The organism is Streptomyces sp. NPDC092370 (assembly GCF_044755265.1).
Taxonomy (GTDB): Bacteria; Actinomycetota; Actinomycetes; order Streptomycetales; family Streptomycetaceae; genus Streptomyces.
Window position 1 is genome coordinate 287532 of the sequence record NZ_JBIVQO010000004.1, and the last position, 23806, is coordinate 311337.

At 71.6% G+C, this 23806-nt stretch carries 25 protein-coding genes; 11 read left to right on the forward strand and 14 right to left on the reverse strand.

The window, feature by feature from the left end:
- Nucleotides 1–148: 148 nt before the first annotated feature.
- Together ACIQHQ_RS15365 and ACIQHQ_RS15370 are read right to left on the reverse strand one after the other, a co-directional pair.
- Nucleotides 149–1009, reverse strand: a complete 861-nt coding sequence (locus ACIQHQ_RS15365) for a PHP domain-containing protein (protein WP_402612687.1) — start codon at nt 1007–1009, stop codon at nt 149–151.
- A 105-nt stretch (nt 1010–1114) separates the two neighbouring features.
- Nucleotides 1115–1756: a DUF6758 family protein gene (locus ACIQHQ_RS15370; RefSeq protein ID WP_402612390.1), complete on the reverse strand. Its 642-nt coding sequence runs from the start codon at nt 1754–1756 to the stop codon at nt 1115–1117.
- Between the two features lie 118 nt (nt 1757–1874).
- On the opposite strand from ACIQHQ_RS15370, the gene ACIQHQ_RS15375 reads away from it, so the two are divergent.
- Nucleotides 1875–3137 carry an MFS transporter gene (locus ACIQHQ_RS15375; protein WP_402612391.1) on the forward strand — a complete coding sequence of 421 codons (1263 nt, stop codon included), beginning with the start codon at nt 1875–1877 and terminating at the stop codon, nt 3135–3137.
- Between the two features lie 30 nt (nt 3138–3167).
- Here the strand turns inward: ACIQHQ_RS15375 and ACIQHQ_RS15380 are convergent, their stop codons facing one another.
- A complete protein-coding gene (locus ACIQHQ_RS15380) occupies nt 3168–3752 on the reverse strand; it encodes a suppressor of fused domain protein (protein WP_402612392.1) in 585 nt (194 codons plus the stop codon).
- Between the two features lie 452 nt (nt 3753–4204).
- On the opposite strand from ACIQHQ_RS15380, the gene ACIQHQ_RS15385 reads away from it, so the two are divergent.
- Together ACIQHQ_RS15385 and ACIQHQ_RS15390 are read left to right on the forward strand one after the other, a co-directional pair.
- Nucleotides 4205–5320: a magnesium and cobalt transport protein CorA gene (locus ACIQHQ_RS15385; protein ID WP_402612393.1), complete on the forward strand. Its 1116-nt coding sequence runs from the start codon at nt 4205–4207 to the stop codon at nt 5318–5320.
- Nucleotides 5321–5343: 23 nt separating this feature from the next.
- Nucleotides 5344–5856: a hypothetical protein gene (locus tag ACIQHQ_RS15390; protein WP_402612394.1), complete on the forward strand. Its 513-nt coding sequence runs from the start codon at nt 5344–5346 to the stop codon at nt 5854–5856.
- Nucleotides 5857–5860: 4 nt separating this feature from the next.
- Here the strand turns inward: ACIQHQ_RS15390 and ACIQHQ_RS15395 are convergent, their stop codons facing one another.
- On the reverse strand, nt 5861–6622 hold the full coding sequence (locus tag ACIQHQ_RS15395) for a hypothetical protein (RefSeq protein ID WP_402612395.1): 762 nt from the start codon (nt 6620–6622) through the stop codon (nt 5861–5863).
- A gap of 225 nt (nt 6623–6847) precedes the next feature.
- On the opposite strand from ACIQHQ_RS15395, the gene ACIQHQ_RS15400 reads away from it, so the two are divergent.
- From ACIQHQ_RS15400 to ACIQHQ_RS15410, 3 genes are read left to right on the forward strand one after another with little or no spacing between them, the layout of a single operon-like run.
- Nucleotides 6848–8131 (forward strand): magnesium transporter MgtE N-terminal domain-containing protein, encoded by a 1284-nt coding sequence (locus ACIQHQ_RS15400; RefSeq protein WP_402612396.1) that lies wholly within the window; start codon nt 6848–6850, stop codon nt 8129–8131.
- Entirely contained in the window at nt 8121–8720 is a 600-nt protein-coding gene (locus ACIQHQ_RS15405; protein ID WP_402612397.1) for a DUF1003 domain-containing protein, read from the forward strand. The genes ACIQHQ_RS15400 and ACIQHQ_RS15405 overlap by 11 nt, the downstream gene beginning before the upstream one ends.
- Nucleotides 8721–8762: 42 nt before the next feature.
- Nucleotides 8763–9896, forward strand: a complete 1134-nt coding sequence (locus ACIQHQ_RS15410; protein WP_402612398.1) for an Mrp/NBP35 family ATP-binding protein — start codon at nt 8763–8765, stop codon at nt 9894–9896.
- Between the two features lie 138 nt (nt 9897–10034).
- Here ACIQHQ_RS15410 and ACIQHQ_RS15415 read toward each other — a convergent pair whose 3' ends face one another.
- The 5 genes from ACIQHQ_RS15415 to sigE all read right to left on the reverse strand — a co-directional run bounded on the left by ACIQHQ_RS15415 (nt 10035) and on the right by sigE (nt 15380).
- Entirely contained in the window at nt 10035–10706 is a 672-nt protein-coding gene (locus ACIQHQ_RS15415; RefSeq protein ID WP_402612399.1) for a hypothetical protein, read from the reverse strand.
- A gap of 226 nt (nt 10707–10932) precedes the next feature.
- Nucleotides 10933–11382, reverse strand: coding sequence for a sec-independent translocase (locus ACIQHQ_RS15420; RefSeq protein WP_402612400.1), 450 nt, complete (start codon nt 11380–11382; stop codon nt 10933–10935).
- 217 nt (nt 11383–11599) lie between these two features.
- A complete protein-coding gene (locus ACIQHQ_RS15425; protein WP_402612401.1) occupies nt 11600–13516 on the reverse strand; it encodes a trypsin-like peptidase domain-containing protein in 1917 nt (638 codons plus the stop codon).
- Nucleotides 13517–13641: 125 nt separating this feature from the next.
- Complete coding sequence (locus ACIQHQ_RS15430) at nt 13642–14682, reverse strand: anti-sigma factor family protein (RefSeq protein WP_402612402.1); 1041 nt, start codon at nt 14680–14682, stop codon at nt 13642–13644.
- On the reverse strand, nt 14679–15380 hold the full coding sequence (gene sigE / locus ACIQHQ_RS15435) for an RNA polymerase sigma factor SigE (RefSeq protein ID WP_189592188.1): 702 nt from the start codon (nt 15378–15380) through the stop codon (nt 14679–14681). Before sigE ends, ACIQHQ_RS15430 begins: the two co-directional genes overlap by 4 nt.
- A 235-nt stretch (nt 15381–15615) precedes the next feature.
- On the opposite strand from sigE, the gene ACIQHQ_RS15440 reads away from it, so the two are divergent.
- Nucleotides 15616–16314 carry an O-methyltransferase gene (locus ACIQHQ_RS15440; RefSeq protein WP_311774664.1) on the forward strand — a complete coding sequence of 233 codons (699 nt, stop codon included), beginning with the start codon at nt 15616–15618 and terminating at the stop codon, nt 16312–16314.
- 116 nt (nt 16315–16430) lie between these two features.
- Here ACIQHQ_RS15440 and ACIQHQ_RS15445 read toward each other — a convergent pair whose 3' ends face one another.
- Nucleotides 16431–16598: a DUF3117 domain-containing protein gene (locus ACIQHQ_RS15445; protein ID WP_003966491.1), complete on the reverse strand. Its 168-nt coding sequence runs from the start codon at nt 16596–16598 to the stop codon at nt 16431–16433.
- A 385-nt stretch (nt 16599–16983) separates the two neighbouring features.
- Between ACIQHQ_RS15445 and ACIQHQ_RS15450 the strand changes: the two genes are divergently transcribed.
- Nucleotides 16984–17787 (forward strand): enoyl-CoA hydratase/isomerase family protein, encoded by an 804-nt coding sequence (locus ACIQHQ_RS15450; protein WP_402612403.1) that lies wholly within the window; start codon nt 16984–16986, stop codon nt 17785–17787.
- A 14-nt stretch (nt 17788–17801) separates the two neighbouring features.
- Here the strand turns inward: ACIQHQ_RS15450 and ACIQHQ_RS15455 are convergent, their stop codons facing one another.
- Nucleotides 17802–18389 carry a DNA-3-methyladenine glycosylase I gene (locus tag ACIQHQ_RS15455; RefSeq protein ID WP_402612404.1) on the reverse strand — a complete coding sequence of 196 codons (588 nt, stop codon included), beginning with the start codon at nt 18387–18389 and terminating at the stop codon, nt 17802–17804.
- On the reverse strand, nt 18386–18769 hold the full coding sequence (locus tag ACIQHQ_RS15460; protein WP_402612688.1) for a DivIVA domain-containing protein: 384 nt from the start codon (nt 18767–18769) through the stop codon (nt 18386–18388). The genes ACIQHQ_RS15455 and ACIQHQ_RS15460 overlap by 4 nt, the downstream gene beginning before the upstream one ends.
- A gap of 149 nt (nt 18770–18918) precedes the next feature.
- Between ACIQHQ_RS15460 and folP the strand changes: the two genes are divergently transcribed.
- Nucleotides 18919–19779 carry a dihydropteroate synthase gene (gene folP / locus ACIQHQ_RS15465; protein WP_402612405.1) on the forward strand — a complete coding sequence of 287 codons (861 nt, stop codon included), beginning with the start codon at nt 18919–18921 and terminating at the stop codon, nt 19777–19779.
- 142 nt (nt 19780–19921) lie between these two features.
- Here the strand turns inward: folP and ACIQHQ_RS15470 are convergent, their stop codons facing one another.
- Together ACIQHQ_RS15470 and dapE are read right to left on the reverse strand one after the other, a co-directional pair.
- Nucleotides 19922–20680: a TIGR00730 family Rossman fold protein gene (locus tag ACIQHQ_RS15470; RefSeq protein ID WP_402612406.1), complete on the reverse strand. Its 759-nt coding sequence runs from the start codon at nt 20678–20680 to the stop codon at nt 19922–19924.
- A gap of 119 nt (nt 20681–20799) precedes the next feature.
- Entirely contained in the window at nt 20800–21879 is a 1080-nt protein-coding gene (gene dapE / locus ACIQHQ_RS15475; protein WP_402612407.1) for a succinyl-diaminopimelate desuccinylase, read from the reverse strand.
- Nucleotides 21880–21964: 85 nt separating this feature from the next.
- On the opposite strand from dapE, the gene ACIQHQ_RS15480 reads away from it, so the two are divergent.
- Complete coding sequence (locus ACIQHQ_RS15480) at nt 21965–22945, forward strand: heavy metal transporter (protein ID WP_402612408.1); 981 nt, start codon at nt 21965–21967, stop codon at nt 22943–22945.
- Nucleotides 22946–23291: 346 nt separating this feature from the next.
- Nucleotides 23292–23738 (forward strand): ATP-binding protein, encoded by a 447-nt coding sequence (locus ACIQHQ_RS15485; protein WP_402612409.1) that lies wholly within the window; start codon nt 23292–23294, stop codon nt 23736–23738.
- Nucleotides 23739–23806 lie beyond the last annotated feature (68 nt).

Below are 23806 nucleotides of genomic sequence, written 5' to 3' on the forward strand. Positions count from 1 at the left end.
CAGAAAGCTGCCGCTGTGTTCCGGCGTTCCGCACGGCGATGGGGGCACCGCCCTGCTCGAACGCAGTGGAGAGCTTGGAGGGAAGGCGAACACAGCGGGCAGCGCCGAGTGAGAAAAGAGGAAACGGACCTGCCGGGGAAGAGGAACCTCAGACGGCTCCGCCGGCACCCGGCACGGGAAACGCCCCGAAGGCCCGTCGTGTGATCTCCCCGTAGACCTCGGGATCCGTCGTGTACTCCCCGAGCACGCACGTCTTGCGGCTGCCGTGGTAGTCCGACGACCCGGTGACGAGGAGCCCGAGCTCCTTCGCCAGCCCTCGCAGTCGCGCGCGGGTGTCCGCGTCGTGGTCCATGTGGTCGATTTCGACACCGTCCAGCCCGGCAGCGGCCATCTCCGCGATGGCGGCCTCCGGTACCGTGCGCCCCCGCTTGCTCGCCCCGGGATGCGCGAACACGGCGACCCCGCCGGCGCCCTTGATCAGCCGGATCGCCTCGAAGGGGTCGGTCTCGTGCTTCTCCACGAAGACCCTGCCTCCGTCGGCCAGCCACTCCCGCGTGAAGGCGTCGTTCACGGTCGGCACGACGCCCAGCTCGACGAGCGCGCTCGCCACGTGCGGACGCCCCACGGACCCGTCACCGGCGATCCGTGCCACTTGCTCCCACGTCACGGGCACGCCCAGCCCCTGGAGCTTTGCGATCATGCCCTGGGCGCGCGGCACCCGGTCGTCCCGGACGAGCTCCCGCTCGGCGAGCAGCCGCGGCTCCTCGGCGTCGAAGAGGTAGGCCAGCATGTGCATGCTGATCCCGTCGAGCCGGCAGGACAGTTCGGCCCCGGTGACCAGCGTGACCCCCTCGGGCAGCGCGGCGATCGCCTCGGCATGCCCGCGGGTGGTGTCGTGATCGGTCAGCGCGACGACGTCCAGCCCGGCCGCGGCGGCCTTGCGCACCAGCTCGGCAGGGGTGTCCGTACCGTCGGAAGCGGTGGAGTGGGTGTGCAGATCGATGCGCACGACACGGACTCCAGACACGAACGACACGAACAGGGCCGCTCCAGGATAACCGGCTTCTCAGCATCCGATGTCACACCCGAACTGCGTGGGCACCCCCTACAGACCTCAGGTCCCCAGCAACCGCGGGGACAGGGCGCCGCAGGGAACCAGCTCGACCTCCGCCCCGGCGTCCCGCAGATCCGTCAGCACCAGCTCGTCGTACATCAGCAGCCCCGACTGCACCGGCCACACCACGGCCCACAGCCACACCCCCAGCGCCTCACCGGCGAAGACGGCACGATCATCGGGCGCCCCGGCCACATGCCACAACGGCGTGGGACGCCCGGCGGCCAGCACCTTCGCCTGGGGCGGCTTCTCGACGTTCATATGCGGCCCCGGGTCGGGACCGTCCATGCCCGCGTACCGCGCCCCGAGCCCGACGCCGAGCTCCTCGGCCACCAGGATCAGCTCGCCCATCCCGCCGAGCGGCCCGGGCCCCGTGCAGGCGACGGCGGTCGCACGGCCGCCCGTGCGGTCGTCGCCCGCGCAGGCCACACCCGTGAACAGCCACCCCACCGGCAGCGGCCACGGCATCCACAACGGCACCTGAGTGCGGTGCACCACGACGTTGAGGGCGTCGACGCTGGGCGGTATCACGGGCTGCACCGGATGGACGGTGCCGTGCACATCACACTGCCACGAGTCCGAGAAGAGGCCGGGAGCCCTGACCCGGCCACCGCACTTCGGGCAACTGGGTTCGCCCCTCATAGGGCCCCACGGTCCTACCGCCGCCGCGCCGCGTCAAGGACGATCACCCATCCGGACGGAACCCTTCACCACCCACACTAGATGTAACCTGCATTAATTAACCTTGCTAACTTAGTGCGTGTATATACCAACTACCTCCGTTCCGGGAAAGGCGGCAAGCAACCCCTTCGACGCCGGAGCGGGCGGCCTCCTGAAGCAGCCCAAGTCCGTGTGGGCGACCGCCGGAGCGTCGGTCGTCGCCTTCATGGGCATCGGGCTCGTCGACCCGATCCTGCCGTCCATCGCCCAGGGCCTGGACGCCACGGCCGGCCAGGTCTCCCTGCTCTTCACCTCGTACTTCCTCATCACCGCCGTCGCGATGCCGGCGACCGGCTTCATCTCCAGCCGGATCGGCGGCCGCAGGACCCTGCTGCTCGGCCTCGCGTTCGTCGTGGTGTTCGCCGGGCTCGCGGGCACCTCCGGATCCGTCGGCGAACTGGTCGGGTTCCGGGCCGGATGGGGCCTCGGCAACGCGCTGTTCGTCTCGACGGCCCTCGCGGTCATCGTCGGCGCGGCGGCCGGCGGCAGTGCGGCGGCGATCCTGCTGTACGAGTCGGCCCTCGGCCTCGGCATGGCCTGCGGCCCGCTGCTGGGTGCCCTGTTCGGCGACGCCTGCTGGCGCTACCCGTTCTTCGGCACCGCGTTCCTGATGGCCGTCGGCTTCCTGTGCATCACGGTGTTCCTGAAGGAGCAGCCGAAGCCGGCCCGCAAGACCTCGCTGCTGGACCCGATCAGGGCCCTCGGCCACGGCGGCCTCGCCTCCACGGCGGTCTCGGCGTTCTTCTACAACTACACGTTCTTCACCGTGCTGGCCTTCACGCCGTTCGTGCTGAACATGAGCCCCTACAGGTCGGGGGCGGTGTTCTTCGCCTGGGGTGTGCTGCTCGCCGTCTTCTCGGTGATCGTGGCGCCCCGGCTCCAGAAGCGGTTCGGTTCGCTGAAGGTGCTCGGCGGCTCCCTGGTGCTGCTCGCGGCCGACGTGCTGGTGCTCGGCTACGGCTCCCACCCGACCGCGGTCCTCTGCACGATCCTGTCCGGCGCCTTCATCGGCGTGAACAACACCGTCTACACCGAGCTGGCCCTCGGCGTCTCGGACGCGCCCCGGCCGGTGGCGAGCGTGGGCTACAACTTCGTGCGCTGGTTCGCGGCGGCGGCCGCTCCGTACGTCGCGCCGAAGATCGAGGAGTGGACGGACACCCACATTCCGTTCGTGGTGGCGGCGGTCACCGCGGTGGCGGGCGCGGCCGTGGTCGTCGTCCGGCGCAAGGCCCTCACCCATGAAACGGAGGAGCCGGAGCCGCGGCACGCGGCCCAGGACGGCGTCACCGTCTTCGCCAACTGACGCCGTGCGGCTCGGCGTCGGTGAGCTTCCTCACTCCAGCGGGACGGACTTCCGGGACGGATCCCGCAGGTCCGTTTCCTGGTTCAGCCATCGTTCGTGAAGCGCCTGCGCGCCGTGCACGCGCTTCCAGGCGGCCTCGTTCGGGGTCATCGGCAGCAGCGGCAGGAACCGTACGGGGTCGAGGGGCTCGTCGAGCTCCAGGTCCTCGACCAGCCCGCCCGGCTCGGCGACCAGGACCGAGGTGAACGGGGCGCCCGGCCACAGCGGCTCACCGACGTCGAGGGACGCGCCGGGAGCCACGACCAGGCCCTCCACCTGTGGAGACGCCGCGAGCACGGCGAGCGGCCGGAGCGCTTTGTCGGTGTCGGCGATCCCGGCACGGACCGACAGGATCAGCTCCGCACGCGGACCCTCGACGGGGTCGGCGACCACGGCCGTGGGGTCCGCCATGGGGTGCGCGGACATGCCGAGCGTGGCGTAGCAGACGATGCCGCCCCCCTGGAAGCGGAGCACCTCGATGCGGTCCGTGCCCAGGAAGGTGACCGCCGCGCGCGCGTCCGGTTCGCCCAGCGCGGTACGCAACCGGGCTTCGACCAGAGGAAGAACATCTGCCATGCGGCGAGCATAGAACTCGTCGGTAGCGGGCAAAGCAGCACCTTGACAGTTGTGTCGGCTGCTACTCTGGCCCGGTGGTTCGGGGCAGCACGCAGAAGCGTCGCGATCAAGCCCCGACGCCGAAGGAACTCCCTTACGAGGGACCGGCCGGAGGAGGTGGGGCTGCAATGGATCGAAGTCGACCGTGCAGTAGCACCACGCTCTTCGCGCCGCCGATGTAGCTGCTCTCTCTGGCTGCCACCTCTCGCACTCGCCTCACCGCGGAAGAGCGCTTCGTTTCGCTTTGCCTGATCTGCCTCAGTAGCTGAATCAGTAACGAAACCGGCCACCGCGACGGTGCGGTGCTCCCCGCTTTGTGGACGTGCCAAACATCCGTAGTCACTACGTCCTCATTCCGGGTGGTTCCACCCGTCGCCGGCGCCGTTCGTTGCCCGCCCGCGAAGGAGCCCGCCATGTCGATGATCCGCGACCTGCGCGCAGCCGTCCGTCCGTCCCGTGTCTCGCTGCGCAAGGACGGCGGCACCTACGACGCCACCCGCAGCCCCGCCGCGTCCTCCGCCGTCGTCGACTGCGCCGTCTACCGCGACGGCCGCCGCATCGAGACCGGGACCGCGCTGACCCCGCACGAGGCGGTCCGCCTGGTGCGCCGCGACGGGGGTTTCGTGTGGATCGGCCTGCACGAGCCGACGGAGGCCGAATTCTCCGGCATCGCCGGTGAGTTCGGGCTGCACCCGCTGGCCGTGGAGGACGCCGTCCAGGCCCACCAGCGACCCAAGCTGGAGCGCTACGACGACTCCCTGTTCACGGTCTTCAAGACCATCCACTACGTCGAGCACGACCAGCTCGACGCCAACAGCGAGGTCGTCGAGTCCGGCGAGGTCATGTGCTTCACCGGACGGGACTTCTTCATCACCGTCCGGCACGGCGGGCAGGGCTCCCTGCGGGCCCTCAGGCACCGCCTCCAGGACGACCCCGAGCTGCTCGCCAAGGGCCCCTCGGCCGTGCTGCACGCCATCGCGGACCACGTCGTCGACGGCTACATCGCCGTCGCCGACGCGGTGCAGGACGACATCGACGAGGTCGAGACCGAGGTGTTCTCCCCGGGGCGCAAGGGCGCGCCGCGCGGTTCGGACGCCGGCCGGATCTACCAACTCAAGCGCGAGGTGCTGGAGTTCAAGCGGGCCGTGTCGCCGCTGCTGCGGCCCATGCAGCTGCTGAGCGAGCGGCCGATGCGGCTGATCGACCCGGACATCCAGAAGTACTTCCGGGACGTCGCCGACCACCTGGCCCGCGTCCAGGAGCAGGTCCTCGGCTTCGACGAGCTGCTGAACTCCATCCTCCAGGCCAACCTCGCTCAGGCGTCCGTCGCCCAGAACGAGGACATGCGCAAGATCACCTCGTGGGCCGCGATCATCGCCGTGCCGACGATGGTGTGCGGGGTGTACGGCATGAACTTCGACCACATGCCGGAGCTGCACTGGCGCTACGGCTATCCGGTGATCCTCGGTTTCACCGTGGTCGTCTGTCTCGGCATCCACCGCACGCTGAAGCGGAACGGGTGGCTGTGAGCAGCCTGGTTAGGCTGGGGGCCATGACAAGCCAGCTGCTCGACCAGGCCCTCGTCGAGGAGGCCACGAAGAAGTCCGGCCTCGTCTGGGTCCAGGGCTACGACGGACCGGCGCGCGCGCTGTGGCACGTGTGGCACGAGGGTGCCGCGTGCCTGGTCGGCGACGGGCCCGGCGAGCAGCCGCTGCCGGGGCTGGCGGACGGCGCCGAGGCGAAGGTGACGGTCCGCAGCAAGGACAAGGGCGGTCGGCTCGTCACCTGGACGGCCCGGATCACCCAGCTCGCACCGGGCTCCGAGGCATGGGACGCGGCGGTCGCCGAGCTCAAGGGCAAACGGCTGAACGCGCCCGACGGCGAGGGGGTGCCGGAGCGCTGGGCCCGCGAGTGCCGGGTGCTGCGTCTGGAGCCGACCGGGCAGACGGCGCCGCTGCCCGACGGCTCCCTGTCCGAGCCGCCCCTGCCGTCCCCGGCGATCACCCGCCGGCCGATCCCGGCGGGGCTGCCCCGCCTGCTGCTGAAGCGGCGCAAACGGGCCTGACGGCCTACGACGCCGGCAGCTGCTTGCCGTAGTCCACCGTCTCGTTCCTCTCCGGCTCCCTGAGGGAGAAGTCCTGACCCCAGGCGGAGAACGTGAGGGTGCCCGCCCCGCCGGCCCGCTCCAGGCGCAGCGGATACGGCTTGCCCTCCAAGGAGACCTCCAGGGTGCCGCCGGAGCCCTTGTCACCGGTGACGCGGATGGTGCGGACGCCCGCCTCCTCGTCGTGGCCGTCCGTCGCGAGCGTCCCGTGCAGGGTGAGCAGACCGTCGAGGAGGAGAGCCTTGTCCGTGAAACCGCTGAACTTCTTGTACGAGGGGTCGCCCTGCGGCACCTTCACGAACTTGCCGCCGAGCTTGGAGGCCGCCGCCGCGTCCCCCTCGCCGTCCTCGCCCTGGCCGCTGCCATGAGCCCAGAACCCGGCGTCCGCCTTGACGTAGAGCTGCTCGCCGATGCGCAGCAGCTTGAAGGTAGCGCCCTGGGTGGTGACCGAGCCGTCACCGCCGTCGTCCTTCAGCCGCATGTCGAGGGCGTACGTCCGCTCGCCGCTGACGACGTTGCCGTGCACCCGGACCGCCCCGGCGGTCTCGGCGGCCGACCGGGTCTTGTTCTGGATCTTGGCGGCGGGGAGTCTGCCGACCCCGTTGGTGCCCTCGTTCGGATCCTCCGCGCAGCCGGTGAGCACCGTTCCCGTCACGAGCAGCGCGCACGTCGCGCTGGCGAGTGCGGCACTGCGGCTGCGGCTGCGGTTCTGGCGAATCGGAGTCACAGGTGGGGCTGCCTCTCTGACGGGAGACCTGAACGGCGTACCGCAGGGTACCGGGGTCGTGCGGGCAGGTCGGAGCCAGTCCGTCCGGACCGCCCGCCGACGCGGTCCCGATCGGGACGGGCTAGCCTGAAGCCCACCCGAGCGGGCAATTCGGAAGACACAGGCACAAGGACAGCCGCACAGACAGCCACCACGAACCACCCCGCACGTAAAGGAGCCGCGGCCATGGCAGCGGGCGCCCCCCGGATCTTCGTATCGCACCTCCAAGGCGTCGCCGTCTTCGACCCAGCCGGTGACCAGGTGGGGCGGGTGCGCGATCTGGTCGTCATGCTGCGGGTGGGGCAGCGACCACCGAGGCTGCTCGGCCTCGTCGTCGAACTCGCCACCCGCCGCCGCATCTTCCTGCCGATGACCCGTGTCACCGCCATCCAGTCGGGCCAGATCATCACCACCGGCGTGCTCAACGTCCGGCGCTTCGAGCAGCGGCCCACCGAGCGCCTGGTCTTCGGGGAGCTGCTGGACCGCCGCGTGACGCTCACCGAGACCGGCGAGGAGGTCACCGTCCTCGACCTGTCGGTTCATCAGCTGCCGGCCCGCAGGGAGTGGGAGATCGACCGGGTCTTCGTCCGCAAGGGCAGGAAGGGCAGTGCCTTCCGGCGCGCCAAGGGCGAGGCGCTGACCGTCGAATGGACGGCCGTCACCGGCTTCTCCCTGGAGGAGCAGGGACAGGGCGCCGAGAATCTGCTGGCCACCTTCGAGCAGCTACGCCCCGCCGACCTGGCCAACGTCCTGCACCACCTCTCCCCCAAGCGCCGGGCCGAGGTCGCCGCCGCCCTCGACGACGACCGGCTGGCCGATGTACTGGAAGAGCTGCCGGAGGACGACCAGATCGAGATCCTCGGCAAGTTGAAGGAGGAGCGCGCCGCCGACGTCCTGGAGGCCATGGACCCGGACGACGCGGCCGACCTGCTGGGCGAGCTGCCGACGGACGACCAGGAGCGGCTGCTGAGTCTGATGCAGCCCGGCGACGCGGCCGACATGCGGCGCCTGATGTCGTACGAGGACCGCACGGCGGGCGGTCTGATGACCACCGAGCCGATCGTGCTGCGCCCGGACGCCACCGTCGCCGACGCCCTGGCGCGGGTCCGCAACCGCGACCTCTCCCCCGCTCTCGCCGCCCAGGTGTACGTCTGCCGGCCCCCGGACGACACACCGACCGGCAAGTACCTGGGCACGGTCCACTTCCAGCGCCTGCTGCGCGAGCCACCGCCCTCCCTGGTCAGCTCCATCCTGGACAACGACCTCCAGCCGCTCGACCCCGAGGCGGAGCTGCCCGCCATCGCCGGATTCTTCGCCACGTACGACATGGTCGCGGCACCCGTCGTCGACGAGTCCGGCGCGTTGCTGGGCGCGGTGACCGTGGACGACGTGCTCGACCACATGCTCCCGGAGGACTGGCGGGAGACGGAGTTCCACCTGGACGAGGAGGTGGCCACCGATGGTTCCTGAGCGCGAGAGCCTGCGCGAACGCACCCCGGCGGGCGCCACGGCCGCCTCCCGGCCGCGTATCACCCGTCTCGACCAGCCGCTCCCGCGCCGGCGCCGGTTCCTGCCCGAGTACGACCCGGAGGCCTTCGGGCGGCTGTCGGAGCGCATCGCGCGCTTCCTGGGCACCGGGCGGTTCATCGTCTGGATGACGGTCGTCATCATCCTGTGGGTGGTGTGGAACATCTTCGCGCCGAGCGGCCTGCGCTTCGACGAGTACCCGTTCATCTTCCTGACGCTGATGCTGTCGCTCCAGGCCTCCTACGCCGCCCCGCTGATCCTGCTCGCGCAGAACCGGCAGGACGACCGCGACCGGGTCAATCTGGAGCAGGACCGCAAGCAGAACGAGCGGTCCATCGCGGACACCGAGTACCTGACCCGCGAGATCGCCGCCCTGCGCATCGGCCTGGGCGAGGTCGCCACCCGCGACTGGATCCGCTCGGAGCTGCAGGACATGGTCAAGGAAATGGAGGAACGGCACAACGGCCACCGTCACGACCCCGTCGTATTCCCGGCGGAACGGTCACGGGGACGTGACGCAGACGACCGCTGAGACGCTTTCCTACGCCCCGGTACGGCGCCGTACCATCGTCCTATGGCTATGGAAGACGCGGTGCGCGAGGCACTGGCGACGGTGAACGACCCCGAGATCCACAAGCCCATCACCGAACTCGGGATGGTCAAATCCGTGGAGATCGGCGCGGACGGGGCGGTCGCGGTCACCGTGTACCTCACGGTCTCGGGCTGCCCGATGCGGGACACGATCACGCAGCGCGTGACCGACGCCGTCTGCGCGGTCGAGGGCGTCACCCGCGTCGACGTCACGCTCGACGTGATGAGCGACGAGCAGCGCCGCGAGCTGGCGTCCGCCCTGCGCGGCGGCCAGACCGAGCGCGAGGTCCCCTTCGCCAAGCCCGGCAGCCTGACCCGCGTCTACGCGGTCGCCTCCGGCAAGGGCGGCGTCGGCAAGTCCTCGGTGACGGTCAACCTGGCGGCGGCGATGGCCGCCGACGGCCTCAAGGTCGGTGTCGTCGACGCCGACATCTACGGCCACTCCGTGCCCCGCATGCTGGGCGCCGACGGCCGTCCCACCCAGGTCGAGAACATGATCATGCCGCCGTCGGCGAACGGCGTGAAGGTCATCTCGATCGGCATGTTCACCCCGGGCAACGCCCCGGTCGTCTGGCGCGGCCCGATGCTCCACCGAGCCCTCCAGCAGTTCCTGGCGGACGTGTACTGGGGCGACCTGGACGTGCTGCTCCTGGACCTGCCGCCCGGCACCGGTGACATCGCGATCTCCGTGGCCCAGCTGGTCCCGAACGCCGAGATCCTGGTCGTGACGACGCCTCAGCAGGCGGCTGCCGAGGTCGCCGAGCGCGCGGGCTCCATCGCCGTCCAGACCCACCAGAAGATCGTCGGCGTGGTCGAGAACATGTCCGGCCTGCCCTGCCCGCACTGCGACGAGATGGTCGACGTCTTCGGCACGGGCGGCGGCCAGACGGTCGCCGACGGCCTGACCCGCACGACCGGCACGAACGTCCCGGTCCTCGGCAGCATCCCCATCGACGTCCGTCTCCGCGAGGGCGGCGACGACGGCAGGCCGGTCGTCCTGACGGACCCGGACTCCCCGGCGGGCTCGGCGCTCCGGGCGATCGCGGGCAAGCTGGGAGGACGGCAGCGCGGGCTGTCGGGCCTGTCGCTCGGTATCACTCCGAGGAACAAGTTCTGAACTGACTCAGGAGCGCGGGGCCGTGGCGATGTGCGGCTCCGCCGCGCGGGCGCGAGCGACCACATCGCACCCACAGCCGCCCCACACGGCCGAGGCCCTGTGGCGATGGGGCGCCGAAACCCACCGGCGCCCCGGAACTCACGCGTACGCGGCGATGTCCTTCACCACGGCGAAGCCGAGCCCGTAGGCGCTTATGCCCCTCCCGTACGCCCCGACGTGCACCCCGGCCGAGGTGGAACCGGCGAGCACCCAGCCGAACTCGGACTCCCGGTAGTGGAACGCCGTGGGCACCCCGTCCACGGGAAGCGACAGCGTCGACCAGTCGGACCCGTCCAGGTCGTCCGCCAGCACCCACGCCGTCTCCGTCTGCTGCTCCAGCCAGTCGTCCCGCAGCGCGTGGTCCATCTGCCCGGGCCAGGTGAAGGACAGCAGCCCCACCCCGGCCAGCCACGCGGCGGAGGACACGGACGTGGCCTCCAGCAGCCCCGTCCCGTCCGCCGTGCGCCGGGAGGGACTGGCCGCCACGGTCACCACGACCGCGAACTTCTCCTTGGCCTCCTGATCGCCGCCGGCGGCACGCTCGTTGCGCACTGTGGGCTCGTCACCGTGCCCGATGGACCCGTGTTCCACGGCCCCGTCGGCCGTCGTACCGACCTGCATCAGCCAGCGCGGTCCCGTGAAAGCCTCGTCGAGGCTGTACCACGGGAAGGGCGCACGCAGGTAGTCGTCGACGGTACGCCGGGCGGAGGGGAGCTGTTGCCCACCCTCCGCGGCCGGCGTCTGCGCGACTGCCCGACTCGTCGTCTCCATGTGCCCGGACGCCTCCTCGCTCTAGTCGGACCGGAACGGCCCGCCCCCCTTCGGGCGTACTCGTCACGGTCCGCACAACAACTCGGCAGCATAGCCACACCGCTGCGAGCAGCAGGGAAACCGCCCGGTGCGTGGGCCGCACGGCGCCCGGTTCAGGCCGTACACAGCCCGACCGGAGTATGAAACGCGTCACGCGCCCGGGGGCGTACGCCCCTGGTCGTGTCGCTCAGGTGGCGTCCGCGTCGAAAGGCGGCCGGTCATCCGGGTCGGGCGTCTCCGGCTTCTTCGTCATGTCGATACGGCCACCGGACGAACCGGCGGCGCCGGAGGACGACGCGGAGGACGTGTCGGAGTCACGGCTGTGGACGGCGTCGGTGACCTCGGCCATCTCCTTCTTGAGGTCGAAGCCGTTGCGGATCTCCTTGAGCCCCAGGTCCTCGTTGTCCAGCTGCTTGCGGATGAACGTCTTGGGGTTGAGGTCCTCGAACTCGAAGTCCTTGAACTCCGGGCCGAGTTCCTCCCGGATGTCGTTCTTGGCGCTCTCCGAGAACTCACGGATCTTCCGGATCGTGCGCGTCACGTCCTGGATGACCTTGGGGAGCTTGTCCGGACCGAAGACGAGCACGGCGAGGACGATGAGCGTCACCAGCTCGAGTGGTCCTATGTCATTGAACACCTGAAGCTCCTAGCGATGTCCTCGGTCCTCGGCCCTCGTGGTCGGTGCGGGTCCTGCCGTGGTCCGGGCCGGATCCACGGTACCCGGCGATCCTGTCCGACCGGTACCGTCCCGGGGCCTCCGAGTGCGGGAGGTGGGAGCGCTTTCCCGATTGTTTGCCTTGTCGGCCCCTTGGGGGGCCGGACGGGACGTCTTGGCGGGTCGCGGACATCATGTCTCAGCCACCGGACGATCCGAGGACGAGGGAGACGGTCCGTTCCTTGCCGGCTCGCTCCACGGCCAGCTCCAGCCGGTCGCCGGGGCGGTGCGCCCGCGTCTTGACGATCAGTTCCTCGCCGGAGTGCACCCGCCGGCCGTCGACCTCCCGGATGACGTCACCCGCCTTGATCCCGGCCTTGGCGCCCGGGCCGCCCACGGTGACCGGCGGCCCGCCCTGGCTGCCCTCGGCGGCCACGCGGGCGCCGTCGCCCGTGTAGTCCATGTCCAGGGTGATGCCGATGACCGGGTGGGTCGCCTTCCCGGTGTTGATCAGCTCCTCGGCGACTCGTTTGCCCTGGTTGATGGGGATGGCGAAGCCGAGGCCTATGGAACCGGACCGGCCGCTGTCCTGCGTGGAGCCGCTCTCCGCCGAGCGGATGGCCGAGTTGATGCCGATGACCCGGGCCCGGGCGTCGAGCAGCGGCCCGCCGGAGTTGCCGGGGTTGATGGGGGCGTCGGTCTGCAGCGCGTCGACGTACGACACATCGCTGCCGTCGCCCTTCTCGCCACCGGCCGTGATGGGCCGTTGCTTGGCGCTGATGATGCCGGAGGTGACCGTGCCGGCCAGGTCGAAGGGGGCTCCGATGGCCACTACCGGGTCACCGACCTGCACGTTGTCCGAGTTGCCGAGGGGCAGCGGGGTGAGTCCGCTGACGCCCTTCACCCGCACCACGGCGAGATCGTAGCCGCTGTCCCGGCCGACGACCTCGGCCTGCGCCGTCTCCCCGCCGTCGAACGTCACGGTGATCTCACCGCCCGATCCGGCGGGCTGCACGACGTGGTTGTTGGTGAGGATGTGCCCGCGGGTGTCGAGCACGAAGCCGGTGCCCGTGCCCTGCTCGCCGGCGCCGCTGACATGCAGGGTGACGACGCTGGGCAGGGCCCGCCCGGCTATCCCGGCCACACTGTCCGCGTCCCGCGCGGAGGCCTCCTTTCCCGCCTGCGGCAACTCGACGGACCCGACGCCCCCGTTCCGCTCCAGGTACGTACCCACCGCACCGCCGACACCCCCGGACACGAGCGCGATCAGCACGGCGGCGAGTGCCAGCGACTTCCTGCCCCGCTTGCGCCGCTGGTCGGTGCTGAGCACGGCGGCACCGTTGTGCTGGAGGGCCCCGTGCCCCCCGGCGACCGTGGGAGCCGCCCAGGGGTCGTAACGCTGCCAGGGGTCGGGAGTGGGGGCGGGGGTGAGGGCGGGAGTGGGGGCCGGCATCCCGGCGGGCGTGTGAGCGGCAGGCGCGGGGCTCCGGGGGGCCGGCATCCCGGCCGACGTGTGAACGGCGGGCGCGGGGCTGCCGGGGGCCGGTGCGGGTGGTGTGCCGTGCTGCGGCGGCACAACGGCCGGGGTGCCCGGCACGGCCGGCCCGCCCGGTGTCGCCACGCCCTGCGCGGGGACCGCCGCCGGGTGCTGGACGGGCGGGGCCGGCGCCCAGGGGCCGGGTTCGCCGTAGGGCGGGGTGCTGTAGGGGTCGGGGTCGTGCAGCGGCCGGGGAGCGCCCTCGGCCCGCCCGGTGTGCGAAGCGGAGGCGACAGGGGTGTCCTGGCCCTGGTCGGTTCCCCGGGCAGCGGGCACCGAAGCGGCGTCCTCGGCGGGTGCCTCGCCGGAGGCGGTCGTGACGGGGACGCCGCCGGACGGCACCTCCTCGGGACGCCTCAACTCGTAGTCGCCGTCTTGGTCGCGCCGAGGAGCGGGACGCGCCAGCTCGAAATCCCCGTCGCTGTCGGTCACGCCCGCCGGGGCGGTCGCCGGCCCGTGCGCCCCGCTCGCGGCCCGTTCTTCCCCGACGCCCCCGTCCGGACCCTCCGGCTCCCCCGCAAGGGACTGCGGACGCGGACGGCTCCACCACTTCGCCTTCGTGGGCTTCCCCTCGTTCATGCTCTCCCCACAGCAGCGGCACGGCTCGTCGCGGTGGCCGCAGTTCGTCGAATGCGCCCGGCCACACCTCGGCCGCGGGCAACCCCCGGATTCAATCAGGTTCGCGGTCCGGTGCGCAGAGGCGGTCAGCGAGCCGTACGCGAGGAGGCGGGGGGCGAGGGGGACGAGGTCGTGTCCGGAAGCGGCACGGCGAACAGGGGAGCGGTGATCTCGGGGACCGAGGACCACGAGGTCAGGGCGGCCGGTGCGGCCGCCTCGAGCGGACGTATCAGCGGGGACATGGCGGCGGCACCGGCCACCACCGGAGCGGTCAGGGCGTGCATCGCCTGGTGCCGGGCGGAGGGCGGTACGCCGGGCAGCAGCGGTGCGGACACCTCGGTCGGGGCGACCGGGGCGTGGCCGACCATGCTCTGGCCGTGCACCTGCCCGAGCAGCGGCGCCGTCCGGCGGCGCTGGGACTCGGGCGCCGCCGCGGCACCGCTGCCCTGGGTGCGCATCGGTGTCACGTTGCTGCCCGTGCCCTGACCGCCGCGGGCCTCCGCGTCGGCCGGGGCGCCGGTGGTGACCCCGCCCAGCGCGATCGCGGCGAGGGAGACGGCACCGGCGGCGACGAACGCGAACCGCAGCCGCGAGGAGGACCGGTCGGTGTCGGACCGGCCGACGTCGTGAATGCGGAAGCCCTTCCCCGCGGGCAGGCCGCGGTGGCCGGACGGCAGACCGCTCCTGCCGGAGGGGAGGCCCCGGCTGCCCGGGGAGGCGGGCAGTGCGGGCAGGTGCGGGCGGGACGGGGCGTACCCGAACTCGAAGCGCTCGCCGCGCTTCACTGCGAAGGCCCCGGACGATCCGAACCGTCCGGGCAGTCCCCCGGGCAGCCCTCCTGCGCCCGGCGGCGTGGCATCACCGTCCGGGCCGCCGCCCGCGGGTAGTCCCTGCAGGCGGGCCAGGAAACTCTCGGAGGGGGGCGGCGGGGCCGCCTCCGCGAAGACGTTCTTCAGCCGGCGCTGGGCGTCCACCTCCGCCTTGCACTTCGGGCAGGTGGCCACGTGCGCCAGTACGCGCTCGCGCGCGTCATGACCGAGCTCTCCGTCCACCAGGGCGGAAAGGCGGTCTCCCAGATGCTGCTCTGCGAGGTGACCCTCGGAAGCCTTCGGCCGTGATCCGCTCACGCGCTCGCGCCCCCTCCTCCCAGGGCGGGGACACGGGGCACGAAGGAGCGGCGCTCGGCGCGCGCCTGCGGTGAGCGGTGCGCGAGGGCCTTGCGCAGCTGGGACCGGCCGCGGTGGATCCGCGAGCGGACCGTGCCGAGCTTGACGCCGAGGGTCGCGGCGATCTCCTCGTACGACAGTCCTTCGATGTCGCACAGGACGACCGCGGCGCGGAATTCGGGGGCGAGGGTGTCGAGGGCCTGCTGCACGTCCGCGTCGAAATGCGCGTCGTTGAAGACCTGCTGCGGCGTGGGCTCCTTGCTGGGCAGCCGCTCGGCCGCGTCCTCGCCGAGCGCGTCGAAGCGGATGCGCTGCTTGCGGCGGACCATGTCCAGGAAGAGGTTCGTGGTGATGCGGTGCAGCCAGCCCTCGAAGGTGCCGGGCGTGTAGGTCGACAGGGAGCGGAAGACGCGGACGAAGACCTCCTGCGTGAGGTCCTCCGCGTCGTGCTGGTTGCCGGTCAGGCGGTAGGCGAGCCGGTAGACCCGGCCGCTGTGCGTGCTGACGATCTCCTCCCACGTGGGCGGAGTCCACGCCTGCCCGTCCGCGTCGGTGGTGAAGGTCGCGGTCTGGGCGAAGTCAGCGGCGTGACTGTGGTCAGCAGCGGTGTCGTTCACGGATGTCGGCCTGCCCGCCGATCCGAGGAAGCGCCGAAGCACTCCTGCGCGATCCACAGACGCAGCCGCACCTCCCCTGTCAGCTCTGGTGGTGTCCAGTGGAGCCCCTACCATAGCCACCTCGCCCGTTAGGACCGGATAAGCGGTTTTACGAGAATTTGATCTGGGCTGATACGCCTCGTACTGCTGCGTTGGCACTTGCTCGGCGTCCTGATCCACCGTCCGCCCCCCCGTCCCGGCCCGCGCCGTTTGCTCTCCCCTTTCAACGACCGGTCCCATCTGCGGGTTCCCGTGCCCAACGGATACAGTCACGCCCAGGCATTCACGGGGACAGGAGAGGGTCATTACCGGCAACCGGCAGACGAGCTGGGCGTTCGCCGACGCCTATGTCGCCGAGGACGAAGCGCTGCACTGGGCCCGGGACCGGGCCCGTGAGGCAGGGCTGCGCTCGGTGACGCCCGGCACGGGCGCCGCGCTGCGGTTGCTGGCCGCGTCCGTAGACGCGAAGGCCGTCGCGGAGATCGGGACCGGATGCGGTGTCTCCGGGATCCACCTCCTGCACGGTATGCGGCCCGACGGTGTGCTGACGACCGTGGACCCCGAGCCGGAGCACCAGCAGTTCGCCCGGCAGGCCTTCCGCGCCTCCGGCTTCGCCAGCAACCGGGCCCGCTTCATCCCGGGCCGCGCCCTGGACGTGCTGCCCCGCCTCGCGGACGCCGGTTACGACCTGGTCTTCTGCGACGGCGACCGCCTGGAGGTCATGGACTACCTCGCTGAATCGTTGCGTCTGCTGCGCACCGGCGGGCTCGTCGTCTTCGAGGGCGCCTTCGCGAACGGCCGGACGGTGGACTCCGGTCCCCAGCCGACGGAGGTGCTGCGCCTGCGGGAGCTGCTGCGCGCGGTACGCGAGAGCCAGGAGCTGTTGCCGTCCCTGCTGCCGGTGGGCGACGGGCTGCTGTGCGCGGTGAAACGCTAGCCGGGTCGCGCGTTAGGGCGGCGGGAGCCGGGGCAGGCGAGTGTCAGCGGTGAAAACAGCCGCCCCGGCACCACATGTGATGCCGGGGCAACTGAAAGGGTATGGTCGCTTGCCCGTCAGCCGACGACCTTCTTGAGGGCGTCGCCGAGCGCGTCGGCCTCGTCCGGGGTCAGCTCGACGACGAGCCGACCGCCGCCTTCGAGCGGAACGCGCATGACGATGCCCCGCCCCTCCTTGGTCACCTCGAGCGGGCCATCACCCGTTCGCGGCTTCATGGCCGCCATGCTCGTTCCCCTTCCTGAAACCCAGCTCATCGTCAAAGCCGACGGCCCTGAAGAAGGGCACACGTGCGGTCCTTGTGGCAGGACACGCGACACCGGCATCGAACACATTGCTTCCAGGCCATTATCCCGCATCTCAGGACCCGATGACCAACATCGGTCGGCATCGCTTGGGCAACGCACGCGAGCAAAACCACTCAATTCGGCGATGAGGCTGCGATACTCCGCCCCCGCACACGCATCCGCCGAACGAATCCGGGCGAGAATTCTTTGACGCAGGTCACACGTCCGGTCCGGTTCGACGTCGGCGATCTCCGTCATGCTGTCCTGCAGACCCGTGACGTACCGGCCGGTACGTCACCGATCCGCGACCCGGAGGGGATACGCCATGACCGACACCGTGCTCTACGAGGTGAGCGACGGACTCGCGACGATCACGCTGAACCGCCCGGAGGCGATGAACGCGCTGAACGTGGAGACCAAGGTCGCCCTGCGGGAGGCGGTCCGGTCCGCGGCGGACGACGGGGCCGTGCGGGCGGTGCTGCTGACCGCCGCCGGTGACCGGGCGTTCTGCGTCGGCCAGGACCTCAAGGAGCACATCGGGCTGCTGGCCGCGGACCGGGAGGCCGGGTCGGGGCAGACCATGAGCACGGTACGGGAGCACTACAACCCGATCGTGCGGGCGCTGGCCGGGGCGGCGAAGCCGGTCGTCGCCGCCGTGAACGGGGTCGCGGCCGGGGCGGGCTTCGGCTTCGCGCTCGCCGCGGACTACCGGATCGTGGCGGACACCGCCGCGTTCAACACCTCGTTCGCCGGGGTCGCGCTGACCGCCGACTCGGGGATCTCCTGGACGCTGCCGCGGGTGGTCGGCCCGGGGCGCGCCGCTGACCTGCTGCTCTTCCCGCGCAGCATCAGTGCGCAGGAGGCGTACGAGCTGGGTGTCGCCAACCGGCTGGTGCCGGCCGGTGAGCTGCGGGCGGAGGCCGAGAAGGTGGCGCGGGCGCTGGCCGAGGGGCCGACGGTGGCGTACGCGGCACTGAAGGAGTCGGTGGCGTACGGGCTGACGCACTCCCTGGAGGAGGCCCTGGAGAAGGAGGACGAGCTCCAGACCCGGGCCGGCTCCTCCGAGGACCACGCGATCGCGGTGCAGGCCTTCGTCAACAAGGAGAAGCCCAAGTATCTGGGCCGGTAGACCCCGGGGCGCCCCTACGGGGCGCTTCTCGTCACGCACGCCTCCAGGTGGTCGTCCACCAGACCGCACGCCTGCATCAGGGCGTACGCCGTCGTCGGCCCCACGAAACGCAGGCCCCGCTTCTTGAGGGCCTTGGACAGCGCCGTCGACTCGGGGGTGAGGGGCGGGACGTCCGAGAGGGTCCGCGGAGCCGGACGGGTGGCCGGGTCCGGGGCGTGGGACCAGATCAGGTCGTCCAGTTCGCCGGGGGACCACTCGGTCAGCGCACGCGCGTTGGCGAGGGTGGCGTCGATCTTGGCGCGGTTGCGGATGATGCCGGCGTCGGCCAGGAGGCGCTCGCGGTCCTCGTCGGTGAAGGCGGCCACCGAGGCGATCTTGAAGTCGGCGAAGGCGGCCCGGAAGCCGGGGCGGCGGCGCAGGATGGTGATCCAGGACAGGCCGGACTGGAAGGCCTCCAGGCTGAGTCGCTCGAAGAGCGCGTCGTCCCCGTGGACCGGGCGGCCCCACTCCTCGTCGTGGTAGGCCACGTACTCCGGGGCGGACAGGGCCCAGGGGCAGCGCAGCGCGCCGTCGGGACCGGGCAGGGCGGCGCCGTCGCTCACGGCCGGTCCTCCGGCCGGGGATCGGGCTTGTCCGTGGACACGTGCTTCTCCCCGGCCGTGCGCACCGGCCCGTGGGTGGGGGCCGACCGGGCGCCGGCCAGGGCCGACTCCAGGTCGGCGATGCGGGCGTCGCGCTCGGCGAGCTCGGCGCCCAGGCGGCTCAGGGCGTCGTCCACGTCCGCCATGCGGTAGCCGCGGACGGCGAGCGGGAAACGCAGGCCCTCCACGTCCGCGCGGTCGAGCGGGCGGTCCGGGGGCAGCTGGTCGCGCAGCCGCTCCGGGGAGGCCTCGGGCAGCGGGCCGTTGTCGCCGCCGCCCACCACGGCGATAGTCACCGCGCCGACCACGACGGCGAGCGCGACGACCAGGAACAGGAACATAACCATCGCGGGGCCCCCACGGTCGGATGGATCGGACTCTTCGGAAGTCCTCCGAGTCGATGTTGTCAGGCTCCGATCGTGCCATGCGAGTCCGCCGGTTAGGGTCGCAGGCGGCGGAGGACGGGATGTACCAGGAAAGGTCACAGGGGATGCTCAGGCTGGGCAAGCGGGAATTCGGGACGCACGAGCCGGTGATCATGGCGATCGTGAACCGGACCCCGGACTCCTTCTACGACCGGGGCGCCACCTTCCGCGACGAGCCGGCCCTCGCGCGTGTGGAGCGGGCCGTGGCCGAGGGCGCCGCGATCATCGACATCGGCGGGGTCAAGGCCGGGCCGGGCGAGGAGGTCACGGCCGAGGAGGAGGCCCGGCGGACGGTCGGGTTCGTGGCGGAGGTGCGACGGCGTTTCCCGGACGTGATCATCAGCGTGGACACCTGGCGGGCCGAGGTCGGCCGGGCCGTGTGCGAGGCCGGGGCCGATCTGCTGAACGACGCGTGGGGCGGTGTCGATCCGGGCCTGGCGGAGGTCGCCGCGCGGTACCGGGTGGGGCTGGTGTGCACGCACGCCGGCGGGGCGCAGCCGCGGACGCGGCCGCACCGGATCGAGTACGACGACGTCATGGCGGACATCCTGGACGTCACGGTCGCGCTGGCCGAGCGGGCGCTGGCGCTCGGGGTGCCGCGGGAGTCGATCATGATCGACCCCGGCCATGACTTCGGGAAGAACACCCGGCACAGCCTGGAGGCGACGCGGAGGCTGGACGAGATGGTCGCCACGGGGTGGCCAGTGCTGGTGTCGCTGTCCAACAAGGACTTCGTCGGGGAGACGCTGGACCGGCCGGTCAAGGAGCGGGTCGTGGGGACGCTGGCGACCACGGCGGTGTCCGCGTGGCTGGGGGCGCGGGTGTACCGGGTGCACGAGGTCGCCGAGACCCGGCAGGTGCTGGAGATGGTCTCGGCGATCGCGGGGCATCGGAGCCCTGCCGTCGCCCGGCGTGGGCTGGTCTAGTGCAGGGCCTGTCGTTGGATCATCCCGGCGCCGCGGGGCCCGGAGCGGCTGACAGGAGCCGGGCCTCGCAGCCGGCCCTGGTCCGAACGAAGGACCCTGGCCGGGGATCCCCGGCCAGGGTCCTCTGCCTCGCGGAGTCCTTTCAGCGGCCGGCTTCCTTCGAGACCAGGGCCACCGCCTCGTCCACGTCGTCCGTCACGTGGAACAGCAGCAGGTCCTTGTCCGCCGCCTTGCCCTGGGCGATCACCGTGCCGCGGAGCCAGTCGACCAGGCCGCCCCAGTAGTCGCTGCCGAAGAGGACGATCGGGAAGCGCGTGACCTTCTGCGTCTGGACGAGGGTGAGGGCCTCGAAGAGTTCGTCGAGGGTGCCGAGACCGCCGGGCAGGACGACGAAGCCCTGGGCGTACTTGACGAACATCATCTTCCGCACGAAGAAGTAGCGGAAGTTGAGGCCGATGTCGACATACGGGTTGAGCCCCTGCTCGAACGGCAGCTCGATGCCGAGGCCGACCGAGATGCCCTTCGCCTCCAGGGCCCCCTTGTTGGCCGCCTCCATCGCACCCGGACCGCCGCCCGTGATGACGGCGAAGCCCGCCTCCACCAGGCCCCGGCCCAGCCGGACGCCCGCCTCGTACTCGAGTGAGTCCACCGGAGTCCGGGCCGAGCCGAACACACTGATGGCGGGCGGGAGTTCGGCCAGCGCACCGAAACCCTCGATGAACTCCGACTGGATGCGCAGCACGCGCCACGGGTCGGTGTGGACCCAGTCGGAGGGGGCACGCTCGTCCAGCAGCCGCTGGTCCGTGGTGCTGGCCTGCACCTGATCCCGCCTCCGGAGGACCGGGCCCAGGCGCTGTTCATCCGGCGGCTGCTTCTTCCCCTCGGGGTTGCCGGTCGCCATGTGCGCTCCCTCCGTCGTGCCTGTCTTTCCACCTCAGCGTAGATCTACGCGGGTTACGAACGAGGGACGTGAGCATGTCCGCGATGAAGCGCCGTAAACACGAAGGCGTCCCGGCGGGGTCAGGCGGTCAGCCAGTTCCTCAGGCGCTCCTCACCCGCGAGGATCTTGGCGATCTCCACGCGCTCGTCCCGCTTGTGCGCCAAGTGGGGGTTGCCGGGGCCGTAGTTGACCGCCGGGACGCCGAGCGCGGAGAACCGGGAGACGTCCGTCCAGCCGTACTTGGGCATGGGGGTGCCGCCGACCGCCTCGATGAAGGCCTTGGCCGCCGGATGGGACAGACCGGGCATCGCCGCGCCGCTGTGGTCGACGACCTCGAACTCGTCGACTCCGCAGTCCGCGAAGACCTCCCGGACGTGGGCGACGGCCTCCTCGGGCGTGCGGTCGGGCGCGTAGCGGAAGTTGACGGTGACCACGCACTCGTCGGGGATGACGTTGCCGGCCACTCCCCCGCCGATGCCGACCGCGTTCAGGCCCTCGCGGTACTCCAGGCCGTCGATGACCGGCCGGCGGGGTTCGTAGGAGGCCAGGCGGGCGAGGATCGGGGCCGCGGCGTGGATCGCGTTCGAGCCCATCCAGCCGCGCGCCGAGTGGGCCCGCTCGCCGGTGGTCTTCAGCAGCACCCGCAGGGTTCCCTGGCAGCCGCCCTCGACCTGGCCGTCCGACGGTTCGAGCAGGACCGCGAAGTCGCCCTCCAGCCACTCGGGGTGCGTCTCGGAGACGTGCTTGAGGCCGTTCAGCTCCGCGGCGACCTCCTCGTTGTCGTAGAAGACGAAGGTCAGGTCGCGGTTGGGGGCCGGGACCGTGGCGGCGATGCGCAGCTGCACGGCGACGCCCGACTTCATGTCGCAGGTGCCGCAGCCCCACAGGACGCCGTCCTCGTCGAGCCGGGAGGGGACGTTGTCCGCGATCGGCACGGTGTCGATGTGGCCGGCCAGGATCACCCGCTCCGGGCGGCCCAGGTTCGTGCGGGCCACGACATTGTTGCCGTACCGGTCGACCGTCAGGTGGGGCAGCGCGCGCAGCGCCGTCTCGACGGCGTCCGCGAGGGGCTTCTCGGTGCCGCTCTCGGAACGGAAGTCGACGAGCCGGGCGGTCAGCTCCGCGGCGTCCAGCGTGAGGTCAAGTGAGGTGTCGGCCATGCCGTCGACCCTAACGCGCCAGGCCGTCGCCTCACTGTCCCCACCCGGCTCATACCACTCCCTACTCTCCAGTACCTTGTACGGCGTGCCAGAGCCGTCCTCTCCCAAGCGTCGTGGCCGCCTCTTCCGATGCGGGGCCGCCTTCGTGGCCCTGCTCGCGGTCGCCGGTTACCTCGTCGTGCAGTACGTCACCGGGGGCTCCGGCGGACCGGGCTGCAAGGTCGTCTCCGGCAAGGGCGACGGGGCGTCGTACGAGTTCACACCCGAGCAGGCGGTGAACGCCGCGACGATCACCGCCGTGGGGACCGCGCGCGGGCTGCCCGAACGGGCCGTGACCATCGCGCTGGCGACCGCGTTGCAGGAGTCGGCCCTGCGCAACATCAGCCACGGTGACCGGGACTCCCTCGGCCTGTTCCAGCAACGGCCCTCGCAGGGCTGGGGCACGCCGAAGGAGATCATGGACCCGACGTACTCGGCCGGTGAGTTCTACGAACACCTGGTCAAGGTGCCCGGCTACACCCGGCTGCCGCTCACGGTCGCCGCCCAGCGCGTGCAGCGCAGCGGCTTCCCGCAGGCCTACGCCAAGCACGAGCCCGACGCCGCGCTGCTCGCCGCGGCCCTCACCGGGCAGTCCGCGGCCACGCTGACCTGCGAAGGCCGCCCGGCCGCGACCCGGGCCTCGGGCCCGGACGGCGTGCGGGCCGCGCTCGTGCGGGACTTCGGGCGGGATGTGCTGGAGCCGGCCGGCGCCGCGGTGGGCGGCCCGTCGGCGGCCACACCGGCGCCGTCCCCGAGCGGTACGGGCGGGACCGGCGGGCGGACGGTGACCCTGCCGGTGACCGCCGACCCGGGTACGGCGGCCGGGCGGGGCCCGGACCGGCGCGGCTGGCAGCTGGCGCACTGGGCCGTGGCCAACGCCTCCGAGCTGCACATCGAGCGCGTCACCTACGCGGGGCGCGAGTGGGTCGCCGGGAACACCGCCAGCCAGTGGCGGGATTCCCCGGCGAAGGGCACCGCGGGCGCGGAACGGGCCGCGGACGCGGTCCGTATCGTCACGATGGGCTAGATCGCGCAGGGGTGCGGGGACTCACCCGAGGGGGTTACCCGCACGACTCGGTGGCGACGGGGTGCGCAGGTTTTCGCACCCCTCCGGGAAACCGTGGAATCCCTTGGGAACACAGGGCTGGAAGGATTCGGCGGCGTTTCCCGCAACAGCCTCTTTGACCGCTTTTATCCGCAGCCGATAATGCGACACATTGCCAACTCTTTACGTTGCGGCGCCGCAACCTTCGCGGGCTTCGAGCGGTAGTCACTGCGTCCGAGCCGGGGTGATCCTCAGCCAGTCGATCAACTGCCCCACCGCGGCCGGGCACTTCACGAAGCTCACTGTTCTCTCCCGTCGAAGGAGCACCATGTCCCTCCCCTTGACCCGCCGGATCGCCCGTGCCGCGCTGATCGTCGCTGCGGGAGCGGCTGCCGGGGTCGGTGCGGCCGGCTCCGCCAGCGCGGCCCCCGAGCTGCCCGCCACCCCGAACCTCGGGGGCCTGACCGCCCTGGACGGGGCGAACGTCGGCAACACCGTCGACGGCGCGGCGCAGAAGGTCACCGAGTCCGCGGGTGACACCGGCGGCAAGAGCGTCAAGAAGGCGACGCCGGCCCCGGGCAAGACCGGTGGCAAGGCGGGCAAGAAGACCACGCCCGTGCCGCACAAGGCGGCCGGTGACGCGGCGGACTCCGCCGGGCAGCTCGTCGGCGACACGGCCGGTTCGGCCCAGGGCGGCCTGCCGACGGACTCCCTCGCCAAGGGCGGCGTGCCGTCCGCCGACTCCCTGCAGGTGACGGGCCTGCCGGTCGGCTGACGCACCGGTGCTGTGACGCCGAAGGGGTCCGGGGAGCTTTCCCGGACCCCTTCGCCATGTGCTCGGCG